The following is a 24857-nucleotide window of genomic DNA, read 5'->3' on the forward strand; positions in this document are numbered from 1 at the left end:
TTACCCGCGGCCGAGACGGCCCGGACTGGCGCCGCGCCGGATCGCTGACCTGCACCCCGGCGCGGCGAAGACCGACGCCCGCGACGCCGATGCCGCCGCTGTGCTCGCGACAACGTCCCCTGCCCACCTCGGCCAGCTCAACCCTTGGCGCACCCCCGGCCTCGACCGCTGTCCGGGGGCGCACGCGAAGGCCCGGGCAGCCGAGCTGCCCGGGCCTTCGCGTCCCGCCCGGCCTACCCGAATGCCTTGATGCCCCGCCAGTCCACCGACAGCACGGTCTTCTGCGCGCCGCCGTAGGTGGTGGTGGCGTGGTAGATCCGGGTCGTGCCGTCCACCCCGGACACGGCCCACATGTCCGGCACGCGGTCGCCGTTGACGTCCGGGATGCCGATGACCGCGTAGATGTTCGCCGCGCCCCAGCCCGTCCCGTACTGCACGTCGCCCGCGCGGGAGGCCGCGGCCGTCTTGAGCGAGTCGAGGTTGACGCTGCCCGCGACCGTCCCGGGCTTGCCGTGGCGCAGGTTCATGATCCCGGTGTCGAGGTGCCGCCAGGTCAGGTCCGGGGTGCCGTCCAGGTCGATGTCGGCGATGTTGACGATCTCGGCGCGGGCCCAGGCGGTGCCCTCCATCAGGGTCGCCTGCTGGAAGCTGCCGCCGGTGTAGCCGCTGAGCAGCCAGAACGCCGTGCCGGCCCGGACGGCCAGGTCGGGCAGCTTGTCGCCGGTGATGTCGCCGATCGCCTTGACCTGGGTCCAGGTCGAGGGCGCCGGCGCGTTGGCCGGCAGCAGCACCCGCAGCCGCTGGTCGACGTTGAAGCTGCCGTACCCGTCGCCGGGGTAGAGCCAGAAGCCGCCGTCGGGGGTGCGGGCGAACAGGTCGGTGGTGCCGTCGCCCGGGTACGCGTCGCCGAACTTGGCGATCAGGGCCGCCTTGCCGGTGGCCGGGTCCAGCCAGTGGCCGGCCGGGTTGAGCTTGCCGCCGGTGGAGTACGACGCCGCCAGGTTGCCGTACAGCTCGCCGTCCACGTCGCCGGGCAGCGTGAGGAGCCGGCCGGACGCGTCCACGACCATCAGGTCGGCGCGGCCGTCGCCGCCGACGTCGCCCGGCCCGTCGGCGGTGTCGCGGGGCGGCACGTAGAAGTGGTAGAGGGTGGCGTCGCTGCGGTTGCCGGCGGCGTCGTAGGCGTACACGACCAGCGTGTTGGGGCCGGAGTGCCGCGGGGCCAGGTTCTGCACCGTGTAGGTGCCCGTCGTGGTGGTGACCGGGGTCGGGCCGACGTACCCGAAGGAGTACTCGAATTTCTTGGCGTCCGGCGACTTGAAGGTGACCGGGCCGGTCGAGCCGAACTTCACCGTGGACCAGGTCGCGCCGTCGGGGGTGGCCTCCAGCCAGACGCTGCTGTCCACGTCGGGCGGGCTGGGTTTGGTGGCGTCGATGGTGATGAGGCAGGTGTTGGTGCCCGGCGGGTAGTACGTCGACTCCGCGCTCGAGGTGTCCTCGGCCCGGGCCGCCCACGAGTAGGTCGTCTTGTCCACCAGGGTGGTGGAGGCGATGGTCAGGCTCGCCTTGCCGGTGCTGTCCGGGGTGACGGCCGTGCCGGCGGGCAGCGTGGTGCCGGACTTCCAGAACTGGAAGCGCACCTTGCTGAGGTTGCCGTCCGGGTCGGTGGCCTTGACCGACAGCGTGATGTTGGTCTTGGCGACCGTGACACCGAGCGCGCCGGTGGCGCCGGTCACGCAGGCCCCGCCGGGGGAGGAGACGCCGGTGGTCGGCTCCGGCGGCGGCGTGTTGTAGGTGGCCTCCAGCGTCGCGGTGGTGGCCGCGAACTTGCGCCAGGTCTGCGTGTCGGTCTCGGTGGTGGCGCGCAGGCCGAGCGTCAGGTTGGTCGCGCCGACGTCGGCGGCCCGCTGGGCGGCGTCCCGGATGTTGAACGAGACGTAGTCGTCGGCGCAGGAGCTGCCGTAGCCGTACGCGAAGGACTTCTTCTGCTGCAGGGCGGTCCACGCCGGCTGCTTGTTCCAGGTGGTGCCCGAGGAGATGGCGCCGGTGAACCAGAGCTGGAACTCGCGCGAGGTGCAGGACCACGAGTGGTTGTTGAGCACCTTGAAGGTGGCCGCGCTGACCTCGGCGTCCTTGATGTTCTTGAAACCCATCCGCCAGAACGAGCGGGCCAGGCCGCCGTTCTCGCTCTCGTAGCCCACCCGGGCGTCGGAGGTGCCGCCGTTGTAGCTGGTGCCGTTCATGAAGTTGCTGTTCGCGTTCTGCTTGTGCACGAACGTCCAGGCCTGGTCGCCGCTGTTGATCGGCGGGTCGAGGAAGACCGGGAACCGGGTCCGGGCGTCGGTGAGCAGGCCGGTGGCCGCGGCGTCGAGGTGCAGGCGCGCGGCGCCGGTGCCGTCGCCGTCGAGGCGGGTCGGCATGGGGGCCTGGCGGGCGCCGGGCTCCAGGCCGCTGAGGCCGGAGAGCTTCAGCACGTCCGCCGGGGTGGCCGTGGAGGTGCGCGGCGCCTCGGGGGACTCCGGGTCCCGGCCGGCGGAGTCCCACGCGAACGGGGTGGGGATCGCGCCGATCTCGGCCCGGGTCTTCGCGTCCAGGATCCGCACGCCGCCGGTGGCGGCGTCGCGGCGGAACACCGCGCCGGCCGACCGCAGCCCGTAGCTGAGCGAGGCGAGCGCTGTGCCGGCCGCGGCCGCGCGGGTCTTCACGATGAGCAGCTGGCCGAAGCCGCCCTCCGGCCGGGCGACCAGCAGCAGGTCCACGCCGGGCAGCACCTCGGGGTAGAGGGCCCGGGAGCCGTCGAGCACCGGCGCCGGCAGCGTGCCCGGCCAGGTGTAGGCGATGGTGCGGCCGCCGATCTCCATCTCGGCCAGCACGGTGTCGCCGTCGCCGCCCGGGCGGGCCGCCGGGCCACCGGCGAAGCGTACGGGGGTGGGCGGGTTGCCCGGCCGCACGCTCAGCCCGTCCGGGGCCTCCCCGGTGCTGGTCAGGTTCATGTCGACCGGGGCCCACCGTCCCTGCGCGTCCTGGGTGCGCTGGGCCACGGCGTGCACCTGGGTGCGCCGCTGGCCGTCCGGCAGCGCCCAGGTAAGCGACGTGGCGGTGGTGGCGGAGTCGATCAGGACGTCCTTCTTGGACGCCCGTGCCTCGGTGAGCGCGGCTGCCTCGTCCCGGAACGGCACGGCGCCCGCGCCGGGGACCGGAGGCGTGGCGCGCGACGACGGCCACCATGCCAGGCCGGCGGCGACGAGCGCGGCCACCAGCAGGGCCGAGGTGCAGATCAGCCGGGTACGCGTACGCACGAAGCAACTGAAGAGGCGAGGCACAGTCACGGCGGTCTACTCCCGTGGGACCAGGCGGAATGGGGACAGCACAGGCGGCCCCGTCCGGCGAATGGCCGGGGCAGAAAGCGCCGACACGATCGCACGGCACCCCGGCGGCCCGTCTACCCCGTGACCGTTATCGATCCGTGATGTCGCGTATGGCGACGGATCGACGCCGTCCCATATGGACGCTTCGGCGACTTATACGGGCCATAGTTAGGCCGGATGTCCGGCATATCCTCAAGATCCATAAACGGCTCAATGTCTGGCGATGATCAAGATCGTGATGTGACCGGGATCACCATGGATCGAGGACTGTCACTCTCTGTCACGTTGAGTTTGGCCGCCGGCTGCCGGAGAGTCGCCCCACGCATGCGCCGTGCGTCTCGTCCGGCGGGTGCGTCTCCGTGTCTCGTGCACTTCTTCTTTTCGTCCTCGCCTGGGTGGGAGTCGACTCGTTATGCGTGGAACAGGTCCGCTGTGGTGGCGTGGTCGCCGGCCCCTCGGTGCCCGCCGGCCAGGCCGTGCCCGTCAGGCGCTCATCCTGGGTCTGTCGGCCACGTTGGTGGCGACCATGCTGCCCACCCGGGCGCTGGGCGTCCCCGGCGACGGCATGTCCCGCGAGGACGCCGCGGTCACCCTGCCCAAGCTGCCCACGCCGGCGCCCGCCGGGCAGGACGAGCAGGCCGAGGCCGACCTCACCACCGCCGACGAGGTGCCGGTCGAGGAGTACCAGCCGACCGCCGTCGCCCCCTGGCAGCAGGACAGCGGCGTGGTCGACCTGACCGGCCTCGAGCCCGGCGCCAGCAAGCCGGTCGACGACCTGCCGATCGCCCTGGGCGTGCCCGAGGGCGGCGACCCGGCCGCGCTCGCCGGCAGCTGGACCGTGGACCTCGCCGCACCGGAGGCGTCGCAGGCGTCCGACGTGGCCGGCCTGATCATGAAGATCGTCCCGCCGGCCACCGCCGCGCCGGACGCCGAGGTGGCCCTCAGCGTCGACTACACGACCTTCGCCGACCTCTACGGCCCGCAGGCCGCCGACCGGTTCGGCATCGTCGTGCTGCCGGACTGCGTCTACGACGCGCCCGGCACCGGCGAGTGCGCCTCCACCGGCGAGACCGGCGAGGAGCCGGCGGGCGGGACCGCCGAGGCCGTGCCCAGCGAGGTACGGATCGAGTCGGCCGCCACCGCGACGACGCTCAGCCGTACCGCCTCGGCCACCGCCGCGCCGAAGCGGCGCATCGTCAGCGCCGACGTGCCGCTCGACAAGCTGCTCGACGACTCCGGCACCGGCGGCGCCGGCGGCGGGGTCACCAGGCGGGCCCTGGCCGGCACGGACGGCGGTGTCGTCGGCGCGATGGACACCGGCGCCTCGGCGGCCGGCGACTTCACCGCCACGCCGCTGCTGTCGTCCGGCTCGTGGGCGGCGGGCTCGTCCTCGGGCGCGTTCACCTACTCGTACCAGGTGCAGGTGCCGGAGACCGCCGGCGGCCTGATGCCCAAGGTCAACCTGGGCTACTCCTCGCAGTCGGTCGACGGGCGCACCTCGGCGACCAACAACCAGGCCTCCTGGATCGGCGACGGCTGGGACTACAGCGCCGGGTCGATCACCCGTACGTACGCCAACTGCAAGCAGGATTCCAAGAAGGCCGGCGCCAACAACACCGACCTCAAGACGGCCGACCTGTGCTGGGGTTCCAAGAACGCCACCCTGTCGCTCGGCGGCATGAGCACCGAGCTGGTCTGGGACGCCGGCCAGGACAAGTGGGTCACCGCCAACGGCGACGGCTCCGTGATCGAGCAGAAGTTCGACACCGGCAAGGCCAACGGCGACCAGGACGGCGAGTACTGGATCGTCACCACCCGCGACGGCACGAAGTACCACTTCGGCCTGAACCGGCTGCCCGGCTGGTCCGACCACGGCGACGACGCCGACGACCCGGTCACCCGGTCCGTGCTGACCGTCCCGGTCTACAGCAACCACGCGGGTGAGCCCTGCTACCGGGGCTCGACCACCGCCGACTACAAGAAGTCCTTCTGCACCGAGGGCTGGCGCTGGTCGCTGGACTACGTCGAGGACGTGCACGGCAACGCGATGAGCCTGTGGTGGGCCCAGGAGGAGAACTACTACGCCCGCGGCTTCGACTGGAAGAAGCCGGTCAAGTACCACCGCGGCGGCTACCTCACCCACATCGACTACGGCCAGCGCCGGGACAGCCTGTTCACGGCGACCGCCCCGGCCCGGGTCGGCTTCTCGGTCGCGGAACGCTGCTACGACAAGGGCGCCGCCACCTGCACCGAGGAGAACTTCGCCAGCAAGAACCCCGGCGACTACCGGATCTGGTACGACACGCCCGCCAACCTGCGCTGCGCGGCGCCCACGCCCAAGGTGCTGTGCTGGAACGCCGCGCCGACCTTCTTCTCCCGCAAGCGGCTCGACAAGATCACCACCTCGGCGCAGCGGCGCACCGACACCACCGCCCGCCAGGTGGTCGACGACTACCAGCTCAAGCAGTCCTTCCCGATCCTCAAGACCGGACCGAACACCGCGCTCTGGCTGGAGTCGATCACCCGCACCGGCTACGCGCGCAACGGCACCACCGACGAGAAGGTCACCCTCAACCCGGTGCGCTTCGAGTCCAACGTGGACAACATGCCGAACCGGGTGCTGCGCGGCGCCAACGACCCGCGCCCGGGCTTCTCCCGGCTGCGCATCGGCCGCGTGATCAACGAGTACGGCGGCGAGACCGTCATCACGTACTCCAAGCCCGAGGGCGCCTGCGCCAGCGGCTCCGGGCTGCCCGGCAAGAACGACACCGCCGCGCTCAAGAGCAACACCAGGCTGTGCTACCCGGCGTTCTGGCACCCGGACCCGGCGGTCGAGGACATCGACTGGTTCCACAAGTACGTGGTCGACAGCGTCGAGGAGCTGCCCGCCGTCGACGGCGCGTTCGGCACCACCACCCGGTACGCCTACGACAAGGCCGGCTGGAAGCTCGCCGAGCAGGAGTTCACCAAGAAGTCCACCCGCACCTACTCGCAGTTCGCCGGCTTCCAGCAGCTGACCGTGCTGACCGGCGAGGACAACGCGAACTTCGGCGGCAAGCGCACCAAGTCGGTGACCCGGTACTTCCGCGGCATGGGCGACACGGTGCCGATGGACGACATCACCGGCGCGGAGATCGCCAAGGACCGCGAGCCGTTCGCCGGCCGGATCGCCGAAGCGCTCACCTACACCTCCGCCGACGACGCCGACGGCGACTGGCTCACCCGGAGCATCACCTATCCGCAGGCCGTCGAGCTGGCCCGGCGCGACCGCGGCGCCGACGACATCAGCCCGCTCATCGCGTGGCGGGTCCTCGACGCCAAGCAGGTCACCCACACCCGGTCCTCGGGTACCGGCGACGACAAGCGCACCGAGCGCCGGGTCGAGAGCCGCACCAGCTTCGACAACACCTACGGCCTGCCCACCCGGGTCGAGTCGCTGGGCGACACCGGCCGGACCGGTGACGAGTCCTGCGCCGCGCTCGACTACGTCCACCACACCGGCAAGAACATCATCGGCCTCACCCGGCAGGTTCGGACCAGCCCGACCACCTGTGCCGACGCCGACTTCGACGACCTGAGCTCGCTGACGTCCGCGCTGCGCACCGGCTACGACGACCAGCCGTACGGCGCGGCGCTGCCCGCCACGACCCGCGGTCTGGCGACCCAGACCTACTCGCTGAAGGCGGACGGCACCGGCTTCCAGCTCGAGGGCACCACCGCCTTCGACGCGATCGGCCGGGTCACGTCGAAGGCCGACCGGGACAACCGCGCCTCCACCCTCACCTACGAGCCGGCCACCGGGCAGGCGTTCCGGATCCGGGAGAAGAACCCGCTCCTGCACGAGCAGATCCGCGAGGTGGAGCCGGGCCGCGGCGTCGGGGTCCGCACCACCGACGCCAACGGGCACGTCAGCGAGGCGCAGTTCGACCCGCTGGGCCGCCTGCGCAAGGCCTGGGGTCCCGGGCGCGCCACCACCGCGGTGCCGGACTTCGAGGCGATCTACACCACGCCCGACCCGGCGAGCAGCGAGCGCAAGCCGCCCTACGTCACCACCAGGACACGCGGACACGAGGGCCGCATCCAGACCTCGGTCACCATCTACGACGGCCTGGGCCGCGCGCGGCAGAGCCAGGAGGAGGCGACCGGTGGCGGCCGCCTGATCAGCGACACCCTGTACAACAGCTCGGGCGAGGTCTACGAGACCAACAACGCCTACTACACCGGTGGCACGCCCAGCGGCCAGCTGTTCAAGCCGGACGCGCCCGTGCCCAACACGACCCGCTACTCCTACGACGGGCTCGGCCGCGTGGTCAGGGAACTGCCCGTGCTGCGCGGCGAGGAGATGCCCGGGCGGGCCACCAGGTACGAGTACGGCGCGGACTACTCGACGGTCATCAACCCGGCCGGGGCCGCCTCCTACCGGACGTACTCCGACGCCCTGGGCCGCACCACGCGGGTCGACACCTTCACCGACGCCGGCCGCACGGCCTTCACCTCGATGGCCTACCAGTACGACGCCCGGAATCAGCTGACCAGGGCGTCCAACTCGGAGAACGCGAAGCTCTCCTGGTCCTGGACCTACGACCGGCGCGGCCGGCTGATCAACTCCACCGACCCGGACAGCGGGACCACCAGCACCAGCTACGACGACTACGACCGGCCCCTGACCGCCACCAACGCCCGTGGCGCCACGGTCTGGAACGCCTACGACGCCCTGTCACGGCCGATCGAGCAGCGGTTGGACAACAGCACCGGTCCGCTGGTGGCCTCCTTCACCTACGACACGGCCCCCGGCGGCAAGGGCCTGCCCGCCGCCTCCACCCGCTACACCGACGGACTGGGCTACACGCAGAGCATCGGCGGCTACACCGATGACTACCAGCCGACCTCCACCACGCTGACACTGCCGCAGACCGTCGCCGGCACCTGGGGTCTGAAGCCGTCGTACACCTACTCCTACGCGTACACCGACACCGGCCTGATGGAGTCGGCGACGCTGCCGGCGGTCGGCGGCTTCACCGAGGAGAAGCTGCTGGTTCGTTACACCAAGGACGGCCTGCCGCTCTCGGTGTCCGGCAAGGACTGGTACGGCGCCGAGACGGTGTACTCCCCGCACGGCCAGGTGCTGCGCTCGACGCTCGGCGCCCAGCCCTACCGCGTGTGGGCCCTGTCGAACTACGACGACGCCAGCGGCGCGCTCACCCAGCAGCAGGTGTACCGGGAGAAGTCCGACGACAAGGCCATCGTCGGCGGCAACCTGGTCTCGCAGCGCTCCTACGGCTACGACGACGCGGGCAACGTCACCACGATCCGCGAGCACGCCGTCGGGATCGAGGAGCGGCAGTGCTTCACGCACGACCCGCTCGGCCAGCTGAAGAAGGCCTGGACCGCCAAGGACCAGGACTCCTGCTCCGCCGGGCCGCTCGGAGCCGACGGCGCCGTCAACGTGGCCGCGGGCAAGGACAACACCGGCTACTGGCAGGAGTACGAGTACGACCTGCTCGGCAACCGCAAGAAGCTCGTCCAGAAGGACATCACCGGCGCCACCGCCAAGGACGCCACCACGGACTACGGCTACGGCAAGGCGGACGGCAGCCAGCCGGGAACGCTCACCAAGGTCACCAAGAAGTACGTGACCCCGTCCGGCGCCGCGGTCACGGCCGAGGCCGAGCGGCTCTACGAGCTGACCGGTGAGACCAAGCTGGTGACGTCGCAGCAGAACGGCGACAAGCAGGAGCTGGCCTGGACCCACGACGGCCGGATCGATCGGATCTCCGGTCAGGGCGAGAACGGCAAGACGTCCTACGTCGGCCTGGCCAGCAAGTGCCTCGACCTCAAGTCCGCCCTGCCGGTGGCGGCCCAGCCGATCCAGCTGTACACCTGCAACGGCGGCCTCGCCCAGAAGTGGCGCTTCGCGCCGACCCCGGGTCAGGCCGACGCCAACCTGGGCGCCATGGTCATCCACGACGGCTGGTGCCTGCAGCCGGCCGGCACCACGGCCGGGTCGCTCGTCCAGCTGCAGAAGTGCGACGGCTCGGCCGCCCAGCAGGTGCGCCGGCTGGCGGCCACCAACCAGCTCAGCCACGTCGCCTCCGGCCTGTGCGTCGCCGTGAAGGACGGCGCCACCACGGACGCGACGCCCGTCGTGCTCGCGACCTGCGCCGGCACCGCCACCGCCCAGCAGTGGCAGGCGCAGAACGAGACCCGGCACATCTACGCCCCGGACGGCAGCCGCCTGCTGACGGTCCAGGGCAAGCAGGCGACCCTGTTCCTGGGCGAGGCCCAGCTCACCGTCCAGCAGGGCGGCGCGCCGGTCAACACGCAGCGTTCGTACCCGTCGCCGGGCGGCACGGTGATCCGCAACGCCTACGGCTACGGCGCCGCCGGCCTGACCGCGGTCGTCGGCGACCACCAGGGCACGCCGTACGCCGAGGTCGGCCTCAGCGGCACCATGCAGGTCCGGATCCGCAAGCAGGACCCGTTCGGCAACCAGCGGGGCACCGTGCCGCTCGGCATGCACATCGCCAGCAACGAGGGCTTCCTCGGGGCCAAGCGCGACGACGCCTCCGGCTTCGTGCCGCTCGGGGCCCGGCTGTACGACCCGGTGGTGGGCCGCTTCCTCTCGGCCGACCCGGTGCTCGACCTGGCGGATCCGCAGCAGTCCAACGGCTACGCCTACGCCCACAACAACCCGGTGACGCACGCCGACCCCACCGGTCTGTCCGTCGGTTCGGTCGCGCTGACCGCCACCGAGATGGCGGCCGCGCTGGCCGGTGTCGGCCTGAGCCCCGCGCAGGTCGCCGAGGCCCAGGCCAACGCGAACCGCTCGCTCAGCTCGATCATCCTGTCCGCCGCGTGGGGCATCCTCAGTGAGTTCATCGGGCTCACCGACGCCATGAACTGCTTCGGCGGCGACCTGTGGGCCTGCGGCAGCCTGATCCTGGGGATGATTCCCTGGGGCAAGCTCATGAAGGTCGGAAAGATCGCCAAGGCGATCGACCGCACGATCAACGCCATCCAGGCCTGGCGCTCGGCCAAGAAGGCGGCCGAGGCCGTCCTGGCCACGGCGCGGGCGGCGGAACGCATGGCGCTGCAGGCCAAGAAGGCGGCGATCGAGCGGGCCAAACGGGCCGCCCAGGCCGCCCAGAAGAAGGCCGCGGAGAAGGCCAGGACGACCAGCAACGACGCGGTCAACGCGGCGAAGAAGACCGGTAATCCGGTACAGAAGGACGCCCAGGCCAAGGCCAACCCGGGCGCGGCGTCGTCCGGCGGTGGCGGCGGCAAGGGCGGCGGCTCCGGCGCCAAACCCGGCGGCTCGTCCGGCGGGTCCAGCCGCAGCAACGGCGGCACCAGCGGCGGGGGAGGCTCCGGCAAGTCCGGCGACGGCCCCGACGGGGGTGACACCTGCAACAGCTTCCTCCCCGGCACCCAGGTCCTCATGGCGGACGGGTCCACCAAGGCCATCGAGGACGTCCGGGCCGGCGACGAGGTCGAGTCGCACGACTCGCGGACCGGCGAGAACCAGGCGCAGGCCGTCACCGCCGAGATCCGCGGTGAGGGCGACAAGAACCTGGTGCGGGTCACGGTCGACACCGACGGCGACGGCGACGGCGACGAGGGCGCCCAGGTCACCGCCACCGACGGCCACCCCTTCTGGGTCGTCGAGCTGGCCGACTGGGTTCCCGCCACGGAGCTGCAGCCGGGCCAGTGGCTGCGGACCAGCGCCGGCACCTTCGTGCAGATCACCGCCGTGGACCGGTCGACCAGCAGCCAGGCCGCCGTGCACAACCTCACGGTCGGGGACCTGCACACGTACTACGTCGTCGCGGGCGGCTCGTCGCTGCTCGTCCACAACTGCGACGTCACGGTCTACCGGGTGGAGGGCGCCGCGAACGAGCGGATCCGGGTCCACGAGGACGGATCGGTGCTGGTCCGCGGGGCCAACAAGACGCTCTTCCTGGGCTTCGACAACCGGGCCCGCGCGGAGGAGTTCCTGGCCAAGCGGCTGGAGCAGGGCTTCTCCGACTCGGTGATCAAGAGCTTCAAGGTCAAGCGCGAGTTCCTGGACTACCTGCGGGCCGACATGGTGCCGGAGAGCATGTCGAAGCAGTTCCCGACCAGGCCGATCTCCGTCGACCATCCGGCCGCGGACCAGTACGGTCTGAAACCGTTCAACACCAGGCTGATGCTGGAGTACATAGTGCCCAACAGCGGCGCCGTCGGTTAGCGGCCGGCGGGATCATCACGACAGGAACGGCACGGTGGGAAACTGATGCGAACCAGGGTGGAACTGGTCGGCGCACCCGGCTCCGGGCAGCGGGTCCGCGAGGTGGCGGAGCTCCTCACGGCGCTCCGCGACCAGCGGGACGCCGACCCGGAGGACGTGCTGTACACGGCGCCGCCGTGGCTGCTCGACGCGTTCGCGCCGGAGCGCACCACGGAGCAGGCCGAGGCGTGGCTGGCGCAGTGGCGGGCCGCGCCCGACAAGGTGGCCTTCGAGCGCGACTCCGGATGGTCGGTCTCCAACTGGGTGCACTGGTTCTCCGCCGACAACGAGGACTGGCGCCTGGGTGACGTCGTCGTCGACGAGGACGACCGTCGCCTGGTAGTCCACCTCGAGCACGACGACGACCCGATCGCGTACGAGGCGCTGCGCTGGCTGGCGATCAAGGGCGGCCTCGCGATCGCCGGCGAGGCCCGGGTCGCCTGACCGGACGGCCCGCGGAGGCGAGCGTGGAAGTACGGTGCGGGACCTACGAGCCGGCTCCGGGCCGGACGACCGTCGAGCTCAGCGAGGTGCCGGCGACACTGGAGGCTGTGTCGCCGGGGCGGAGGCGTGGCTCGCGCAGTGGCGGGCCGCGCCCGTCCGGCCGGCCTTCGAACGCGCCTCAGCCGGCACCCGGGCCCCGGGCCACCACGCGCCCCCGCGCCCAGCCGTAGTACCCGCCCAGCACGACGTACAGCACGATGAACGCCGTACCGGACGTGCGCTGGTGCCCCGGTGGATGCCCGAAGATCAGCGCGGCCAGCAGCAGCGCCGCGTAGCCGCCCAGCACGGCGACGATCGCGGTGTCGGAGCGCGCCCAGCGTGCCGTCGAGCCCGGGGCCACCCGGCCCGCCTGCGCCGTCAGCTCTCCCACCAGGATCGCCGTCCCGGCCGTGGTCAGCAGGAACCGGACGACCGTTGTCCAGACGTCGGACACGTCGGCGAAGAGGTCGGCGCCCCAGCCCGCCGCCAGCAGGCCGGAGACCACCACCCGGGAGACGCGGGCCCCGGTCGGCGGCGCGGTAGCGGTCACGCGGTGTCCCAACGCCGGCTGCGGATGATCACCCCGAGTACAGCACAGCCGGCGGCCGGGCGACGGTCAGACGCGGACCCGGGCCCGCGCCCGTACCGTGTCGCGCATCCGCAGCAGCGGCACGCCCAGGCCGTACGTCACGTAGTGGCCCACCGGGGTGATCTCGATGATCGCGCAGGCCTCCCGCCGCCCGGGCGGGACCAGCCGGGCCAGGCCGGCCAGCTCGGGCGACTGCAGCAGCGTCCCGGCCGGATGCACAACGGCGCGGGCCGCGAAGCTGATGGTCGCCGGCGGGATCGGGAACAGCAGGGCCAGCAGGCCGCCGCGGCGGACGGTGACGGTCACGGCCACCTCCCCGTGGGCGGCGACGTGCCGGGCCTTCCAGCTGTCGCGGGCGACGGCCACGTACATCCGGGGCCCGGCGGTGCAGTAGACGACGCCGCTGGAGCGGGGCGCCCCGGCCGGCGTCACGTGGCCGAGGACGGCGAACGAGGCCTTGGTGACGGCCCGCCAGATCTGGTCGGCGGTGAGTTGCGGACCGGCGGCGGCCGGGCGCTGCGCCGCACCCGCAGGCGTGGAGACGGACATGGTGGCTCTCCCTCCCACAACGGTACGGCCCCAGCGAAGCAGGGGCGGCGCCGGCGCGCGTAGAGGCCAACGGCCCGGGTCGGCGCGCGACAGACCCCGGTCACCCGCGCGGGGCGGGACCGGGCCGGGCGTCAGTCCCGCGCCGGCCTTCTGGGTCCACCAGCGACCGGGCGCGGCCGCCAGCCACGCGCCGCCCGGTCAGAGCGGGCAGGAGCCGACGTGCGTCCGGCCCTGCTCCCGCAGCAGCCGGGTGGCCAACACCTCGTCGCCGACGCCCCGCCCGATCGCCTGGCCGGCCCGGTCGCTGAAGGCGAAGTGCTGACCGCCGTACACCCGGGACCGGCCGGCCTCGGCGGCGGCCGAGGAGAAGCTGGGGTAGGTGCGGGCCTGCCCGGCCGGCGCGGTGTCGGTGGCGAGGCTGAACCCCACGTTGTCCGAGCAGAAGAAGCCGGCCAGCACGGTGGCCGCCGCGTTGCTGTACGAGCTGTGGCCCGAGGTCCACTCCGGCGTGCCGCCCACCGAGCCGGAGCGCGCCGTCCACGCCGGGTCGGCCGAGGTCAGCGGGTTGCCGTCGGTGTCGGCCTCGCGGATCGCGGTGGTCGGCCGCCAGTGCCGGTACGTCTGCTTGGTCCGCACGGTCGTCACCGTGCTGTCGGCCAGGGCCATGCTCACCAGCGCCGTCATCCGGGCGCCCCGGGCCAGCGACAGCCCGCGGTCGCCGCCGGCGGTCAGCGCGATCCGCATCCACTCGCCGGGCGGCTGGTCGGAGCCGGCCGGCAGCGACCAGAACTGGTAGGTGGCCAGCAGGTCCGGCGCCGGCACGCGCGCGTCGCCCAGCACGGCGATCTCGGCGAAGGCCGCCGCATAGGTGACGCTGTCCAGCGCGGGCGGCGGGCCGGGCACGTAGGCGCCGGGATCCCGGACGGCGAACGGGCGCACGTCGGCGTACTGCACGCCGGACCACTCGGCCCGGAAGACGCCCGGGCCGGCGCCTGCGGGCTGGCTGCGTACCGGCGAGGAGCCGTCGTCGGCCCGCGCCCGCACGACCTCCCGGCCCACCTGCTCGCCCCAGCGGACGCCCTCGGCCCGGCGGTGCCCCGGCGCCACCCGGGCCAGGTCCGCCGCGCGCCGGGCGTCGTACTCAGCCGCCCGGGCCGGGTCGACCGCCACCAGCACGGTGTGCGCCGCCGCCACGGCCGCCGCGAACGGGTCGCCGTCGCGCGGGCCCCGCCCGGTCACCAGCGCGGGTTCGCGGGCCGGTTCGCCGCGCCCGCCGACGATGCCGTTGACCGCGTCGTACATGGCGACGTTGAGCATCGCGTACCAGCGGGCCGCGTCGGCGTCGCTGGCCCGCAGCGCGCGGACCGCCTGCAACGCGGCCTCGTTCCAGCCGCGGACGCCGTCGAACCCGCGCGCCGGGGCGCCCGCACGGGCCGGCGCGCCCAGCCCCGTGCAGACCAGCCCCAGCAGCACCGCGACGATGATCCTGCGCATGGCTTCCTCCAGGGTGTCGAGCCGGCGTTCCGCCCAGCCCACTGCACCCGGCGGCTTGATCGGTAGGGACCAATGGCCCTAGGTGGCGCGAGGGCGACCGGCCCGCCGGCCCCGGCCGGCCGATGACCCGCGTCCCCGGGCCGGGGGGCCGACGAACCGGTCAGGCGGCGTACTCGCGCACCCCGGCCAGGATCGCCCCGAGCCCCTGCCGCGCGTCGGCGAACAGCATGGCCGTCACCGGCAGGCTGTAGAGCTCGTTGTCGATCCCGGCGTACCCGTGGCCCAGCGACCGCTTGATCACGATGACGCTGCGCGCCTTGTCGACGTCGAGGATCGGCATGCCGGAGACCGGGTTGCCCGGGCGGCGGGCGGCCGGGTTGGTCACGTCGTTGGCCCCCACGACCAGCACCACGTCGGTGCCGGGGAACTCCGGGTTGATCTCGTCGAGGTCCTTGAGCAACGGGTACGGCACGTCCGCCTCGGCCAGCAGCACGTTCATGTGGCCCGGCATCCGGCCGGCCACCGGGTGGATGCCGTAGCTGACGTCCACCCCGCGCTCGCTCAGCGCCCGGGCCAGGGCGGCCACCTCGTACTGCGCCTGCGCGGCGGCCAGCCCGTAGCCGGGGACGATCACGACCTTGCGCGCGTACGACAGCTGGAGCGCGGCGTCCTCGGCGGTGACCCGGCGCACCGGGGCAGCCGGGCCGGCGGCGGCGACGGCCACCTCGTCGCCGGTGCCGTAGCCGCCCGCCACGATCGCCGTGATCGAGCGGTTCATGGCGTCGGCCATCAGCTTGGTCAGGATCGCGCCGGCCGCGCCGACCAGCGCGCCCGCGATGATCAGCACATCGCTGCCCAGCACGAACCCGGCCATCGCGACCGCGGTGCCGGTGCAGGCGTTGAGCAGGGAGATGACGACCGGCATGTCGGCGCCGCCGATGGGCAGGGTCAGCAGCACGCCCGCCGCCAGGGCGAGCACGCCGATGCCGACCAGCGCGGCGATCCCGGCGCCGCCGGTCAGGAACCAGCCCGCGAGCCCGGCGGCGGTGAGACCGAGGAGGATGTTGATCCACCGGCCGCCGGGCACGATGATGGGCCGGCCGGGCACCCGGCCGGCGAGCTTGCCCGAGGCCACCAGCGAGCCGCTCAGGGTGACGCCGCCGATCACCAGGTCGAGCACCGTCGTGGTGGTGGTCTGCAACGGCAGCCGGTCGAGGTCGCCGGCGTGGGCGACCGCGTCGCCGAGCGCGATCAGGGCCGCCGCGCCGCCGCCGACCGCGTTGAACAGGCTCACCAGCTGCGGCATGGCGGTCATCTGCACCCGGCGGGCGGCGAGCAGGCCCGCGACCGCGCCGCCGGCCGTGCCCGCGGCGAGGGCCGCGACGGCCCAGGCCGCCAGGTGCCCGCCGTGGACGAGGACGGCGACGGTGGTCAGCACGGCCACGGTCATGCCGGTGGCCGACACCTGGTTGCCGCGGCGGGCCGTGGCGGGGGCGTTCATCAGGTGCAGGCCGACCACGAAGCTGGCCGCGCAGGCGAGGTAGATCAGGTGCACGGTGGAGTCGAAGGCGTTCACTGGCGATTCTCCTGCCGGGTGCGGAACATCGCGAGCATGCGGTCGGTGACGACGTAGCCGCCGGCGACGTTCATGGCGGCGAAGGCGGCGGCGACGAACACCACGACGTAGCCGGTGACCGTGGTGGCGGTGGCCGCGAGCAGCATGACCCCGACCAGCACGACCCCGTGGATCGCGTTCGCGCCGGACATCAGCGGCGTGTGCAGGGTGGCCGGCACCTTGCTGATCACCTCGAAGCCGACCAGCAGGCCGAGGACGAAGACGGTGATGTCGGCCAGCAGCAGCGGATTCATGACCCCACCTCCGAGCCGAGGGCGGCCAGCACCCGCGGGTTGACGACCGCGCCGTCGCGGGTGACCACGATGGCCGCGTGGATCTCGTCGTCCGGGTCGAGCACCGGGGCGCCGTCGCGGACGAGACTGCCGAGCAGCGCGCAGATGTTGCGGGAGTACGCGGTCGAGGCGGCCTGCGGCAGCTGGGCCAGCAGGCCGGCCGCCCCGACGACGGTCACGCCGCGCGGCGTGACCATGGTCTTGCCCGGTTCGGAGCCGGCGACGTTGCCGCCGTGCTCGCCCGCCGCGGTGTCGACGACCACCGCGCCGGGCCGCAGGCCGTCCAGGGCCGCCTCGGTGACCAGCACGGGCGGGCGCCCGTCCGGCACCTGGGCCGTGGTGATGACGATGTCGAAGCCGGCGACGGCCCGGTCCAGGGCCTGCTGCTGGGCCGCGGTCTCGGCCGCGGTGAGCCGGCGCGCGTAGCCGCCCGTCCCGGTTCCGGCCGCGGTGTCCAGCCGCAGCACGGTCGCGCCGGTGGAGGCGATGTCCTCCTGCGCCGCCTCGCGGACGTCGTAGCCGGTCACCGTCGCGCCGAGCCGGCGCGCGGTCGCGATCGCCTGCAGGCCCGCGACCCCGGCCCCGAGCACCAGGACCCGGGCCGGGCGGGTGGTGCCGGCCGCGGTCATCAGCATCGGCAGATAGCCGCCGTACGCGCCGGCGGCCACCAGGGCGGCCTTGTACCCGGCCACGCTGGCCTGCGAGGTCAGCGCGTCCATGGCCTGCGCGCGGCTCAGCGTCCGCGGCAGCAGGTCCAGGCTGACGGCGGTGACCCCGGCCGCGGCCAGCCGTTCGGCCAGCACCGGGTCGGTCAGCGGGGCGAGCAGCCCGGCCAGCCACTGTCCGGGGCGCAGCGCGGTGAGGTCGTCCGGGGGGCCGATCACCACCAGGACGTCGCTGCCCGCGTACACCTCCGCACGGTCGGCGAGCTCCGCGCCGGCGGCGGCGTAGGCCGGGTCGGGGAACCAGCTCCCGGCCCCGGCCCCGGCCTCGACCAGCACGCGCAGGCCGGCCCGCCGCAGCTTCGGCACGTCGTCGGGGGCCAGCGCCACCCGCCGCTCGCCGGCGTCCGTCTCCCGGACCACGCCGATCGTCGTCATCGTTCCTCCCCGGATCTCGCACCGTCCGCGACGTCCCGGGCGTCCGCCGGGAAGTGCTCCGGCCCGCGCCCCGCCATCTCTTCGTACACCTGCCAGCGCTGATTGACAGCCTCCTGGGCCAGTCCGGCGAGCCGTTCGGCCTCGGCCGGCGCGGTGCGGCGCAGCTGGCCGAACCGCAGCTCCCGCTCGGTGTACGCGCTCAGCGGCAACCGGGGCCGCGGCGAGTCCAGCAGGAACGGGTTGGCCCCGGCCGCCCGCAGCACCGGGTCGTAGCGCATGAGCGGCCAGTATCCGGTGGTCACGGCCCGGTGCTGCTGAGCCATGCCCTGGCGCATGTCGATGCCGTGCGCGATGCAGTGCGCGTACGCGATGACCAGCGACGGGCCGTCGTAGGCCTCGGCCTCGCGCAGCGCCCGCAGGGTCTGCTGCGGGTCCGCGCCCATGGCGACCCGGGCCACGTAGACGTTGCCGTACGCGATCGCCTGCAGGGCCAGGTCCTTCTTGGGCGTGCGCTTGCCGCCGGCGGCGAACTTGGCCACCGCCGACAGCGGGGTGGCCTTGGACATCTGGCCGCCGGTGTTGGAGTAGACCTCGGTGTCGAGCACCAGCACGTTGACGTCGCGGCCGCTGGCCAGGACGTGGTCCAGGCCGCCGGCGCCGATGTCGTAGGCCCAGCCGTCGCCGCCGACGATCCAGACGCTGCGCCGCACCAGGTGATCGAGCACGCTGCGCAGGTCGGCGACGGCGGGCTCGTCCGCGCCGAGCCCGGCCAGCCTGCGCTCGAGCTCGGCCAGGCGCTCGCGCTGCGCCGCGAACTCCGACTCGCGCTGCTGCGGCGCGTCGACCACGGCGTCGACCAGGTCGGCGCCGAGCCGGTCCCGCAGCTCGCGCAGCCGGTTCACCGCCAGGTCGCGGTGCAGGTCGGCGGCGAGCCGGAAGCCCATCCCGAACTCCGCGTTGTCCTCGAACAGCGAATTCGACCAGGCCGGCCCGCGGCCCTCGGCGTTGTGCGTCCACGGCGTCGTGGGCAGGTTGCCGCCGTAGATCGAGGAGCAGCCGGTGGCGTTGGCGACCATCAGGCGGTCGCCGAACAGCTGCGAGAGCAGCTTCAGGTACGGCGTCTCGCCGCACCCGGCGCAGGCCAGGGAGAACTCGAACAACGGCTGCAGGAACTGCGCCCCGCGCACCGTCTCGAAGTCGACCCGGGTGCGGTCGGCCACCGGCAGCGTCTCGAAGAACGCGATGTCCTCGCGGCCGCGCTCCAGCAGCGGCTCGCGGGCCGCCAGGTTGATCGCGCGGTGCCCGGGGTCGGCCGGCGCGGTCACCGGGCAGGCCTCGACGCACAGGCCGCAGCCGGTGCAGTCCTCCAGGTACACCTGCAGGGTGAAGCGGGAGTCGGGGACCCCGCGGGCGTTCAGCGGCGCGGACCGGAAGCCGTCCGGCGCCCCGGCCAGCTCCTTGAGGTCGTAGAAGCTCGACCGGATCACGCTGTGCGGACACACGAAGCTGCAGTTGCCGCACTGGATGCACAGGTCGGGATCCCAGGCGGCCACCAGGTCGGAGACGTTGCGCTTCTCGTAGGCGGTGGTCCCGCCGGGATAGGTGCCGTCGGCCGGCAGCGCGCTGACCGGCAGCCGGTCGCCGTGGCCGGCCATCATGGCGGCGGTGACGGTGCGCACGAACGGCGGCGCCCCGGGCGGGACCGGCGCCGGTCGTTCGCGGGTGGTGCTGACCGCCTCCGGCACCGGGACCGGGTGCAGCTCGGCCAGGGCGCGGTCGACGGCGGCGTGGTTGCGGGCCACGACCTCGGGGCCGCGCTTGGCGTACGTCTTGGTGATGCTCTGCTTGATCCGGGCGATCGCGGTGTCCTGCGGCAGGATGCCGGACAGGGCGAAGAAGCAGGTCTGCAGGACGGTGTTGGTGCGGCCGGGCAGGCCCGCCTCGGTCGCCACCCGGTCGGCGTCGATGGTGTGCACGCGCAGGCGCTTGGCGATGATCTGCTCCTGCACCGGGCGGGAGAGGGTGTCCCACACCTCGCCGGCGGGCCGGGTGCTGTTGAGCAGCAGGGTCGCGCCCTCGTCGGCCGGCTCCAGCACGTCGGCGCGCTCCAGCAGGCTCGGGTGGTGGCAGCCGACGAAGCCCGCGCGGGTCACCAGGTACGGCGCGTGGATCGGGGCGGGGCCGAACCGCAGGTGGGAGACCGTCATCGAGCCGGACTTCTTCGAGTCGTAGACGAAGTAGCCCTGGGCGTGGATGCCGGGGTCGGCGCCGAGGATCTTGATGGTGTTCTTGTTGGCGCCGACCGTGCCGTCCGAGCCGAGTCCGAAGAAGACCGCGCGGTGGGTGCCGGGCGGCTCGATGTCCAGCGGCTGCCACGGCAGGCTGGTGCCGCCGACGTCGTCGACGATGCCGACGGTGAACCGCGACCGGGGCTGCCCGGCGGCCAGCTCGGCGAAGACGGCGGCGACCATGCCGGGGGAGAACTCCTTGGAGCCCAGGCCGTAGCGGCCGCCGATGACCGTCGGCAGGCTGCTGCGCCCGCTCTCGGCCAGCGCCGCCAGGACGTCCAGGAACAGGGGCTCGCCCTGCGAGCCGGGCTCCTTGGTGCGGTCGAGGACCGCGATCCGGCGGGCCGTGGCGGGGATCGCGGCGGCGACCGCGGCCGCCGGGAAGGGCCGGAACAACCGGACCTGGAGCACCCCGACGCGCTCGCCGCGGTCCGCCAGGCACCGGGCCGTCTCGATGGCGGTCTGCGCCCCCGAGCCCATGATGACCAGCACCCGCTCGGCCCGGGGGTCGCCGTGGTACTCGACGATGCCGTACCGCCGGCCGGTGCGTTCCGCCAGCTGGTCCATCGCGTCCTGCACCGCCGTGGGCACCTGGGCGTAGTACGGGTTCACCGTCTCCCGCCCCTGGAAGTACACGTCGGGGTTCTGCGCGGTGCCGCGGATGACCGGCCGCTCCGGCGACAGCGACCGCCCGCGGTGGTCGCGGACCAGCGCCGCCGGGACGAGCGCGCGCAGGTCGTCGTCGGTGAGCAGCTCGACGGTGTTGAGCTCGTGCGAGGTGCGGAAGCCGTCGAAGAAGTGCACGAACGGCACCCGGGTCCGCAGCGTGGCCGCCTGGGCCACCAGGGCGAGGTCGTGGGCCTCCTGCACGGACGCCGAGGCCAGCAGCGCGAAGCCGGTGGCCCGCACGGCCATCACGTCGGAGTGGTCGCCGAAGATGGACAGTCCCTGGGCGGCCAGCGCGCGGGCGGCCACGTGCAGCACCGCGGGGGTGAGCTCACCGGCGATCTTGTACATGTTCGGGATCATCAGCAGCAGGCCCTGCGAGGCGGTGAACGTGGTGGTCAGCGCGCCGCTCTGCAACGCGCCGTGCAGCGCGCCCGCGGCGCCGCCCTCGCTCTGCATCTCGACCACGGTCGGCACCGATCCCCAGATGTTCGCCCGGCGGGCCGTCGACCACTCGTCGGCCAGCTCGGCCATCGGCGACGACGGCGTGATCGGGTAGATGCAGCAGATCTCGTTGAGCCGGTACGCGACCGACACCGCGGCCTCGTTGCCGTCCATCGTCGCCCTGGTCATGAGGGCACCTCCGGAACCATCTCGATCGCGTGCACGGGACACTGCTCGGCGCAGGTGGCGCAGCCGGTGCAGCGGTCGTAGTCGATGCGGTAGCGGTTGCCCGGGCCGAGCTTGATGACGGCGTCCTCCGGGCAGGCGCCCAGGCAGCCGTCGCACTCGAAGCAGTTGCCGCAGGACAGGCAGCGGGCGGCCTCGTACCGCGCCGCCGTGGCGTCCAGGCCGCCGACGATCTCGCCGAAGTCGGCGACGCGGGCGGCGGCGTCGCGCTCGGGCTGGACGCGGCGCCCGGTGTCGCCGAAGTACCAGGGGTGCAGCAGGTCGAACTCGGCCACCGGATGCTTGTCCGGCGGCCGGTACGCCCCCGCCCGCAGGTACGCGTCGATGTGCCGGGCCGCCTTGCGGCCGTGCCCGACGCCGACGGTGACGGTCCGTTCGGCCGGCACCATGTCGCCGCCGGCGAACAGCCCGGGGCAGCCGGTCATGAACGACGGCGACACCTCCACCGTGTCGTCCGGGGTGAACCGCACGCCCGGCACGGCCCGCAGGAAGCCGACGTCGCTGCGCTGGCCGAGCGCCAGGATCACGGTGTCGGCGGCCAGCGTCTCGGTCCGCCCGGTGGGCGCCGGCCGGCCCTCGTCGTCGAGCTCCATCACCTCGACGGTCAGCGCCGGGCCGTCGAAGGCCTGGATCGTCCGCAGCCAGTTGATCGTGATGCCCTCGCGCTCGGCCTCCTCGGCCTCCTCGGCGTGCGCGGGCATCTGGCCGCGGGTCCGCCGGTAGACGATGAGCGCCTCGTCGGCGCCGAGCCGTTTGGCCACGCGGGCGGCGTCCATGGCGGTGTTGCCGCCGCCGTACACGGCGACCCGCCGCCCGATGACCGGGCGCTCGCCGGAGGCGACGCTGCGCAGGAAGCCGACCGCGTCGACGATCCGGCCGGCCTCGCGGGCCGGGATGTCGACGCGCCGGGACAGGTGCGCGCCGACCGCCACGAAGACCGCGTCGAACCGGCCCGCGGCGCGCTCGGCCTGCAGGTCGAGCACCGGGTGCCGGGTGACGATCTCGACGCCCAACGCCTGGATCCGGGCGATCTCCGCCGCCAGCACGTCGCGGGGCAGGCGGTAGGCGGGGATGCCGTACCGCATCATGCCGCCCGGCTCGGGCCCGGCGTCGTGGATCTCGACGTGGTGGCCGAGCCGCGCGAGGTGGTAGGCCGCGGAGAGCCCGCTGGGCCCGGCGCCGATGATGAGCACGCGCCGGCCGGTGGGCGCCGGCGGCGGGTCGAAGGCCCAGCCCTGCTCGAGGGCGAGGTCGCCGAGGAAGCGCTCGACCCCGTGGATGGAGACGGGCGTGTCGAGCAGGGCGCGGTTGCACGCCGACTCGCACGGGTGGTAGCAGACCCGGCCGTGCACGGCCGGCAGCGGGTTGTCGGCGACCAGCGTGCGCCAGGCGCGCTCGTAGTCGCCGGCCTGGGCCGCGGCCAGCCACGCCTGGATGTTCTCGCCGGCCGGGCAGCCGGCGTTGCAGGGTGGCAGCAGGTCGGCGTAGACGGGCCGGCGCTGCCGCACGGGCCCGCTGCGGGCCTGGTCGTGCAGCAGGTCGGGCAGGGGGGTCAGGTCGCGGTGCCGAGTGGACATACCGGCCTCCTCGAGCGGTTACCGCCAGCCTGCGCGGCGCCGGGCGGTGCGGTGGAGGGCCGGAGGTCCCGAGCGGTCCGGGCCGCCGGTCACCGGCCAGGACGGGACGCCCGGCCCTGACGGTGTTAGCAGTGGATGGCTAACGTGCTAAGTAGGTCGAGGTCGGAGGGAGGTTGTCATGACCACCACCACTACCAAGCCGGCGCGCGAGACCGTGCCGGCCAAGCCGGTGCACCGTCCGGAGCCACGGCGTGAACGGACCCGGCGGATCGGCCGTGAGGTCGGCACGCTCGCCGTGAACGCCTACGAGCGCGGCGTCGCGGACGTCGTCGCCTTCGAGAAGGACGTTGCCAAGATCGCCCCGTACCCGTGGGCGAAGAACGCGCTCGCCCTGAGCGCCGAACTGATCGGGGACGTCGGAGCCGCCTACATCAAGACGGCACGGCAGGTCTTCAAGTGAATCACCGCGACCGGCCCGGGCGTCAGCGCCCGGGCCGGTCCTCGTGCGCCGGCGGCCCGCCGCCGCGCCGGCGGCGGGCGATGGTCGTCTCCCGCAGCGCCGTGTAGACCTCCACCAGCGCCCGGCGCTGGTGGGCGGTGAGGTCGGGGTCCGCGGCGATCGCGGCGAGCATCGCGGCGGGCGGGGACGGCTCCGGGGTCGCCTGCTCGACGAGGACGTCGGCGGTCGTGCGCAGCTGCGCGGCGATCGCGTGCAGGACCCGGTCGGACGGGGCGCGCAAGCCGCGCTCGATCTGCGACAGGTACGGGCCCGAGATGCCCACCATGGCGGCGAGCTGGCGCATCGGCAGCTCGGCCAGCTCGCGCCGGCGCCGGATGATCTCCCCGAGGCTCAGGGGCGGGCCGGAACTCTCCGTCACCGCCGCAGCTTAACGCGCCGCCGGGCCGGTATCACACCCGCGCAGCGCGACCGCGGCGATCTCGCCGGCGATGGCCGGTTGCAGCGCCGCGGGCAGGTCGTGGCCCATGCCGGGGTGGACGATCAGCGTCGCGCCGCGCAGCGCGCGGGCGGTCGCGAGCCCGCCCGGCAGCCGCACCAGCGGATCGGCGTCACCGTGGATCACCAGCGCCGGCAGGCGCAGCGCCCGCAGCATCGGCCGCCGGTCCGCGGCCGACACGATCGCCGCGAGCTGCCGGCGGAGGCCCGCCGGGTCGTGGGCCCGGTCGTAGCTGCGGCGCGCGACATCGGCCAGCCACGCCTCGTCGTGCGGGTAGGCGGGCGAGCCGATGACCCGGAAGACGTCGACGATCTGCCGGGCCGCGTCGTCCCGCCCCGACGCCGGGCGGCGCAACAGGGCCGCCATGGCGCGCGGGCGGGGCCGTCCGATCCGGGGCGCCGGCGTGGACGAGATGGACGTGAGCGACCGGACCCGGGCCGGGTCGGCGCCGGCCATGGTCTGCGCGATCATGCCGCCCAGCGACACCCCGACCACGTGGGCGCTGTCCCAGCCCAGCGCGTCCAGCACGGCGAACGCGTCGCCGGCCATGTCGGCCAGCGCGTAGCCCGGCCCGCGGCGCAGGGCCAGCGCCAGCGGGGTGGGCGTGCCCAGGTCGCGGAGGTGGGTGGACAGCCCCACGTCGCGGTTGTCGAACCGGGCCACGCGGAACCCGGCGCCGGTGAGCAGCGCCCGGAACTCCTCCGGCCAGAACAGCATCTGCAGGCCCAGGCCCATGATCAGCAACAGCGGCTCGCCGTCGGGCGGTCCCTCGACGTCGTAGGCGATCCGCACCCCGTCGGGCCGGGCGAAGCCTTCGGTCATGCCTCCAGCCTGCCCGCCCCGGGGCCCGCGCACCGAGGGCCGGACGTCCCCTGTGCGGGCCGTCCGGCCCTGGCCCCGGCGGCGCCGGCCGAGGCACGGTG

Annotated in this window: 14 protein-coding genes and 1 pseudogene; 4 read left to right on the forward strand and 11 right to left on the reverse strand. The window is 73.6% G+C overall.

Annotation, left to right across the window (positions count from 1 at the left end):
- Positions 1-19 precede the first annotated feature (19 nt).
- Positions 20-139 (forward strand): annotated as a pseudogene (locus Ani05nite_RS42480) (IS110 family transposase); the annotation flags it as partial.
- A gap of 94 nt (positions 140-233) precedes the next feature.
- Here Ani05nite_RS42480 and Ani05nite_RS36830 read toward each other — a convergent pair.
- On the reverse strand, positions 234-3329 hold the full coding sequence (locus Ani05nite_RS36830) for a DNRLRE domain-containing protein (protein WP_203776201.1): 3096 nt from the start codon (positions 3327-3329) through the stop codon (positions 234-236).
- A gap of 451 nt (positions 3330-3780) precedes the next feature.
- Between Ani05nite_RS36830 and Ani05nite_RS36835 the strand changes: the two genes are divergently transcribed.
- Both Ani05nite_RS36835 and Ani05nite_RS36840 read left to right on the forward strand, forming a co-directional pair.
- Complete coding sequence (locus Ani05nite_RS36835; RefSeq protein WP_203776202.1) at positions 3781-11595, forward strand: RHS repeat-associated core domain-containing protein; 7815 nt, start codon at positions 3781-3783, stop codon at positions 11593-11595.
- A gap of 45 nt (positions 11596-11640) precedes the next feature.
- Positions 11641-12078 (forward strand): hypothetical protein, encoded by a 438-nt coding sequence (locus tag Ani05nite_RS36840; protein ID WP_203776203.1) that lies wholly within the window; start codon positions 11641-11643, stop codon positions 12076-12078.
- A 178-nt stretch (positions 12079-12256) separates the two neighbouring features.
- On the opposite strand, the gene Ani05nite_RS36845 is transcribed toward Ani05nite_RS36840, so the two are convergent.
- The 8 genes from Ani05nite_RS36845 to Ani05nite_RS36880 all read right to left on the reverse strand — a co-directional run bounded on the left by Ani05nite_RS36845 (position 12257) and on the right by Ani05nite_RS36880 (position 22978).
- Complete coding sequence (locus tag Ani05nite_RS36845; protein ID WP_203776204.1) at positions 12257-12667, reverse strand: hypothetical protein; 411 nt, start codon at positions 12665-12667, stop codon at positions 12257-12259.
- 66 nt (positions 12668-12733) lie between these two features.
- A complete protein-coding gene (locus Ani05nite_RS36850; protein WP_203776206.1) occupies positions 12734-13255 on the reverse strand; it encodes a pyridoxamine 5'-phosphate oxidase family protein in 522 nt (173 codons plus the stop codon).
- 198 nt (positions 13256-13453) lie between these two features.
- Positions 13454-14749 (reverse strand): vanadium-dependent haloperoxidase, encoded by a 1296-nt coding sequence (locus Ani05nite_RS36855; protein ID WP_203776208.1) that lies wholly within the window; start codon positions 14747-14749, stop codon positions 13454-13456.
- Between the two features lie 160 nt (positions 14750-14909).
- Positions 14910-16325 carry an NAD(P)(+) transhydrogenase (Re/Si-specific) subunit beta gene (locus tag Ani05nite_RS36860; RefSeq protein WP_203776210.1) on the reverse strand — a complete coding sequence of 472 codons (1416 nt, stop codon included), beginning with the start codon at positions 16323-16325 and terminating at the stop codon, positions 14910-14912.
- Positions 16322-16618, reverse strand: coding sequence for an NAD(P) transhydrogenase subunit alpha part 2 (locus tag Ani05nite_RS36865; RefSeq protein WP_203776212.1), 297 nt, complete (start codon positions 16616-16618; stop codon positions 16322-16324). The genes Ani05nite_RS36860 and Ani05nite_RS36865 overlap by 4 nt, the downstream gene beginning before the upstream one ends.
- On the reverse strand, positions 16615-17757 hold the full coding sequence (locus tag Ani05nite_RS36870; protein WP_203776214.1) for a Rossmann-fold NAD(P)-binding domain-containing protein: 1143 nt from the start codon (positions 17755-17757) through the stop codon (positions 16615-16617). The genes Ani05nite_RS36865 and Ani05nite_RS36870 overlap by 4 nt, the downstream gene beginning before the upstream one ends.
- Positions 17754-21344, reverse strand: a complete 3591-nt coding sequence (nifJ, locus tag Ani05nite_RS36875) for a pyruvate:ferredoxin (flavodoxin) oxidoreductase (protein WP_203776216.1) — start codon at positions 21342-21344, stop codon at positions 17754-17756. Before nifJ ends, Ani05nite_RS36870 begins: the two co-directional genes overlap by 4 nt.
- The gene (locus Ani05nite_RS36880) at positions 21341-22978 is read right to left on the reverse strand and encodes an NAD(P)-binding protein (protein WP_203776218.1); all 1638 of its coding nucleotides are present in this window, start codon (positions 22976-22978) and stop codon (positions 21341-21343) included. The genes nifJ and Ani05nite_RS36880 overlap by 4 nt, the downstream gene beginning before the upstream one ends.
- A gap of 178 nt (positions 22979-23156) precedes the next feature.
- Here Ani05nite_RS36880 and Ani05nite_RS36885 point away from each other — a divergent pair, with 178 nt between their 5' ends.
- The gene (locus Ani05nite_RS36885; RefSeq protein ID WP_203776220.1) at positions 23157-23438 is read left to right on the forward strand and encodes a hypothetical protein; all 282 of its coding nucleotides are present in this window, start codon (positions 23157-23159) and stop codon (positions 23436-23438) included.
- A 22-nt stretch (positions 23439-23460) separates the two neighbouring features.
- Here the strand turns inward: Ani05nite_RS36885 and Ani05nite_RS36890 are convergent, their stop codons facing one another.
- Both Ani05nite_RS36890 and Ani05nite_RS36895 read right to left on the reverse strand, forming a co-directional pair.
- Entirely contained in the window at positions 23461-23856 is a 396-nt protein-coding gene (locus tag Ani05nite_RS36890; RefSeq protein WP_203776222.1) for a helix-turn-helix domain-containing protein, read from the reverse strand.
- A 9-nt stretch (positions 23857-23865) separates the two neighbouring features.
- Positions 23866-24756 carry an alpha/beta fold hydrolase gene (locus tag Ani05nite_RS36895; protein WP_239131015.1) on the reverse strand — a complete coding sequence of 297 codons (891 nt, stop codon included), beginning with the start codon at positions 24754-24756 and terminating at the stop codon, positions 23866-23868.
- Positions 24757-24857: the final 101 nt, after the last annotated feature.

Origin of the sequence: Actinoplanes nipponensis (assembly GCF_016862275.1) — a bacterium.
Classification (GTDB): Bacteria; Actinomycetota; Actinomycetes; order Mycobacteriales; family Micromonosporaceae; genus Actinoplanes; species Actinoplanes nipponensis.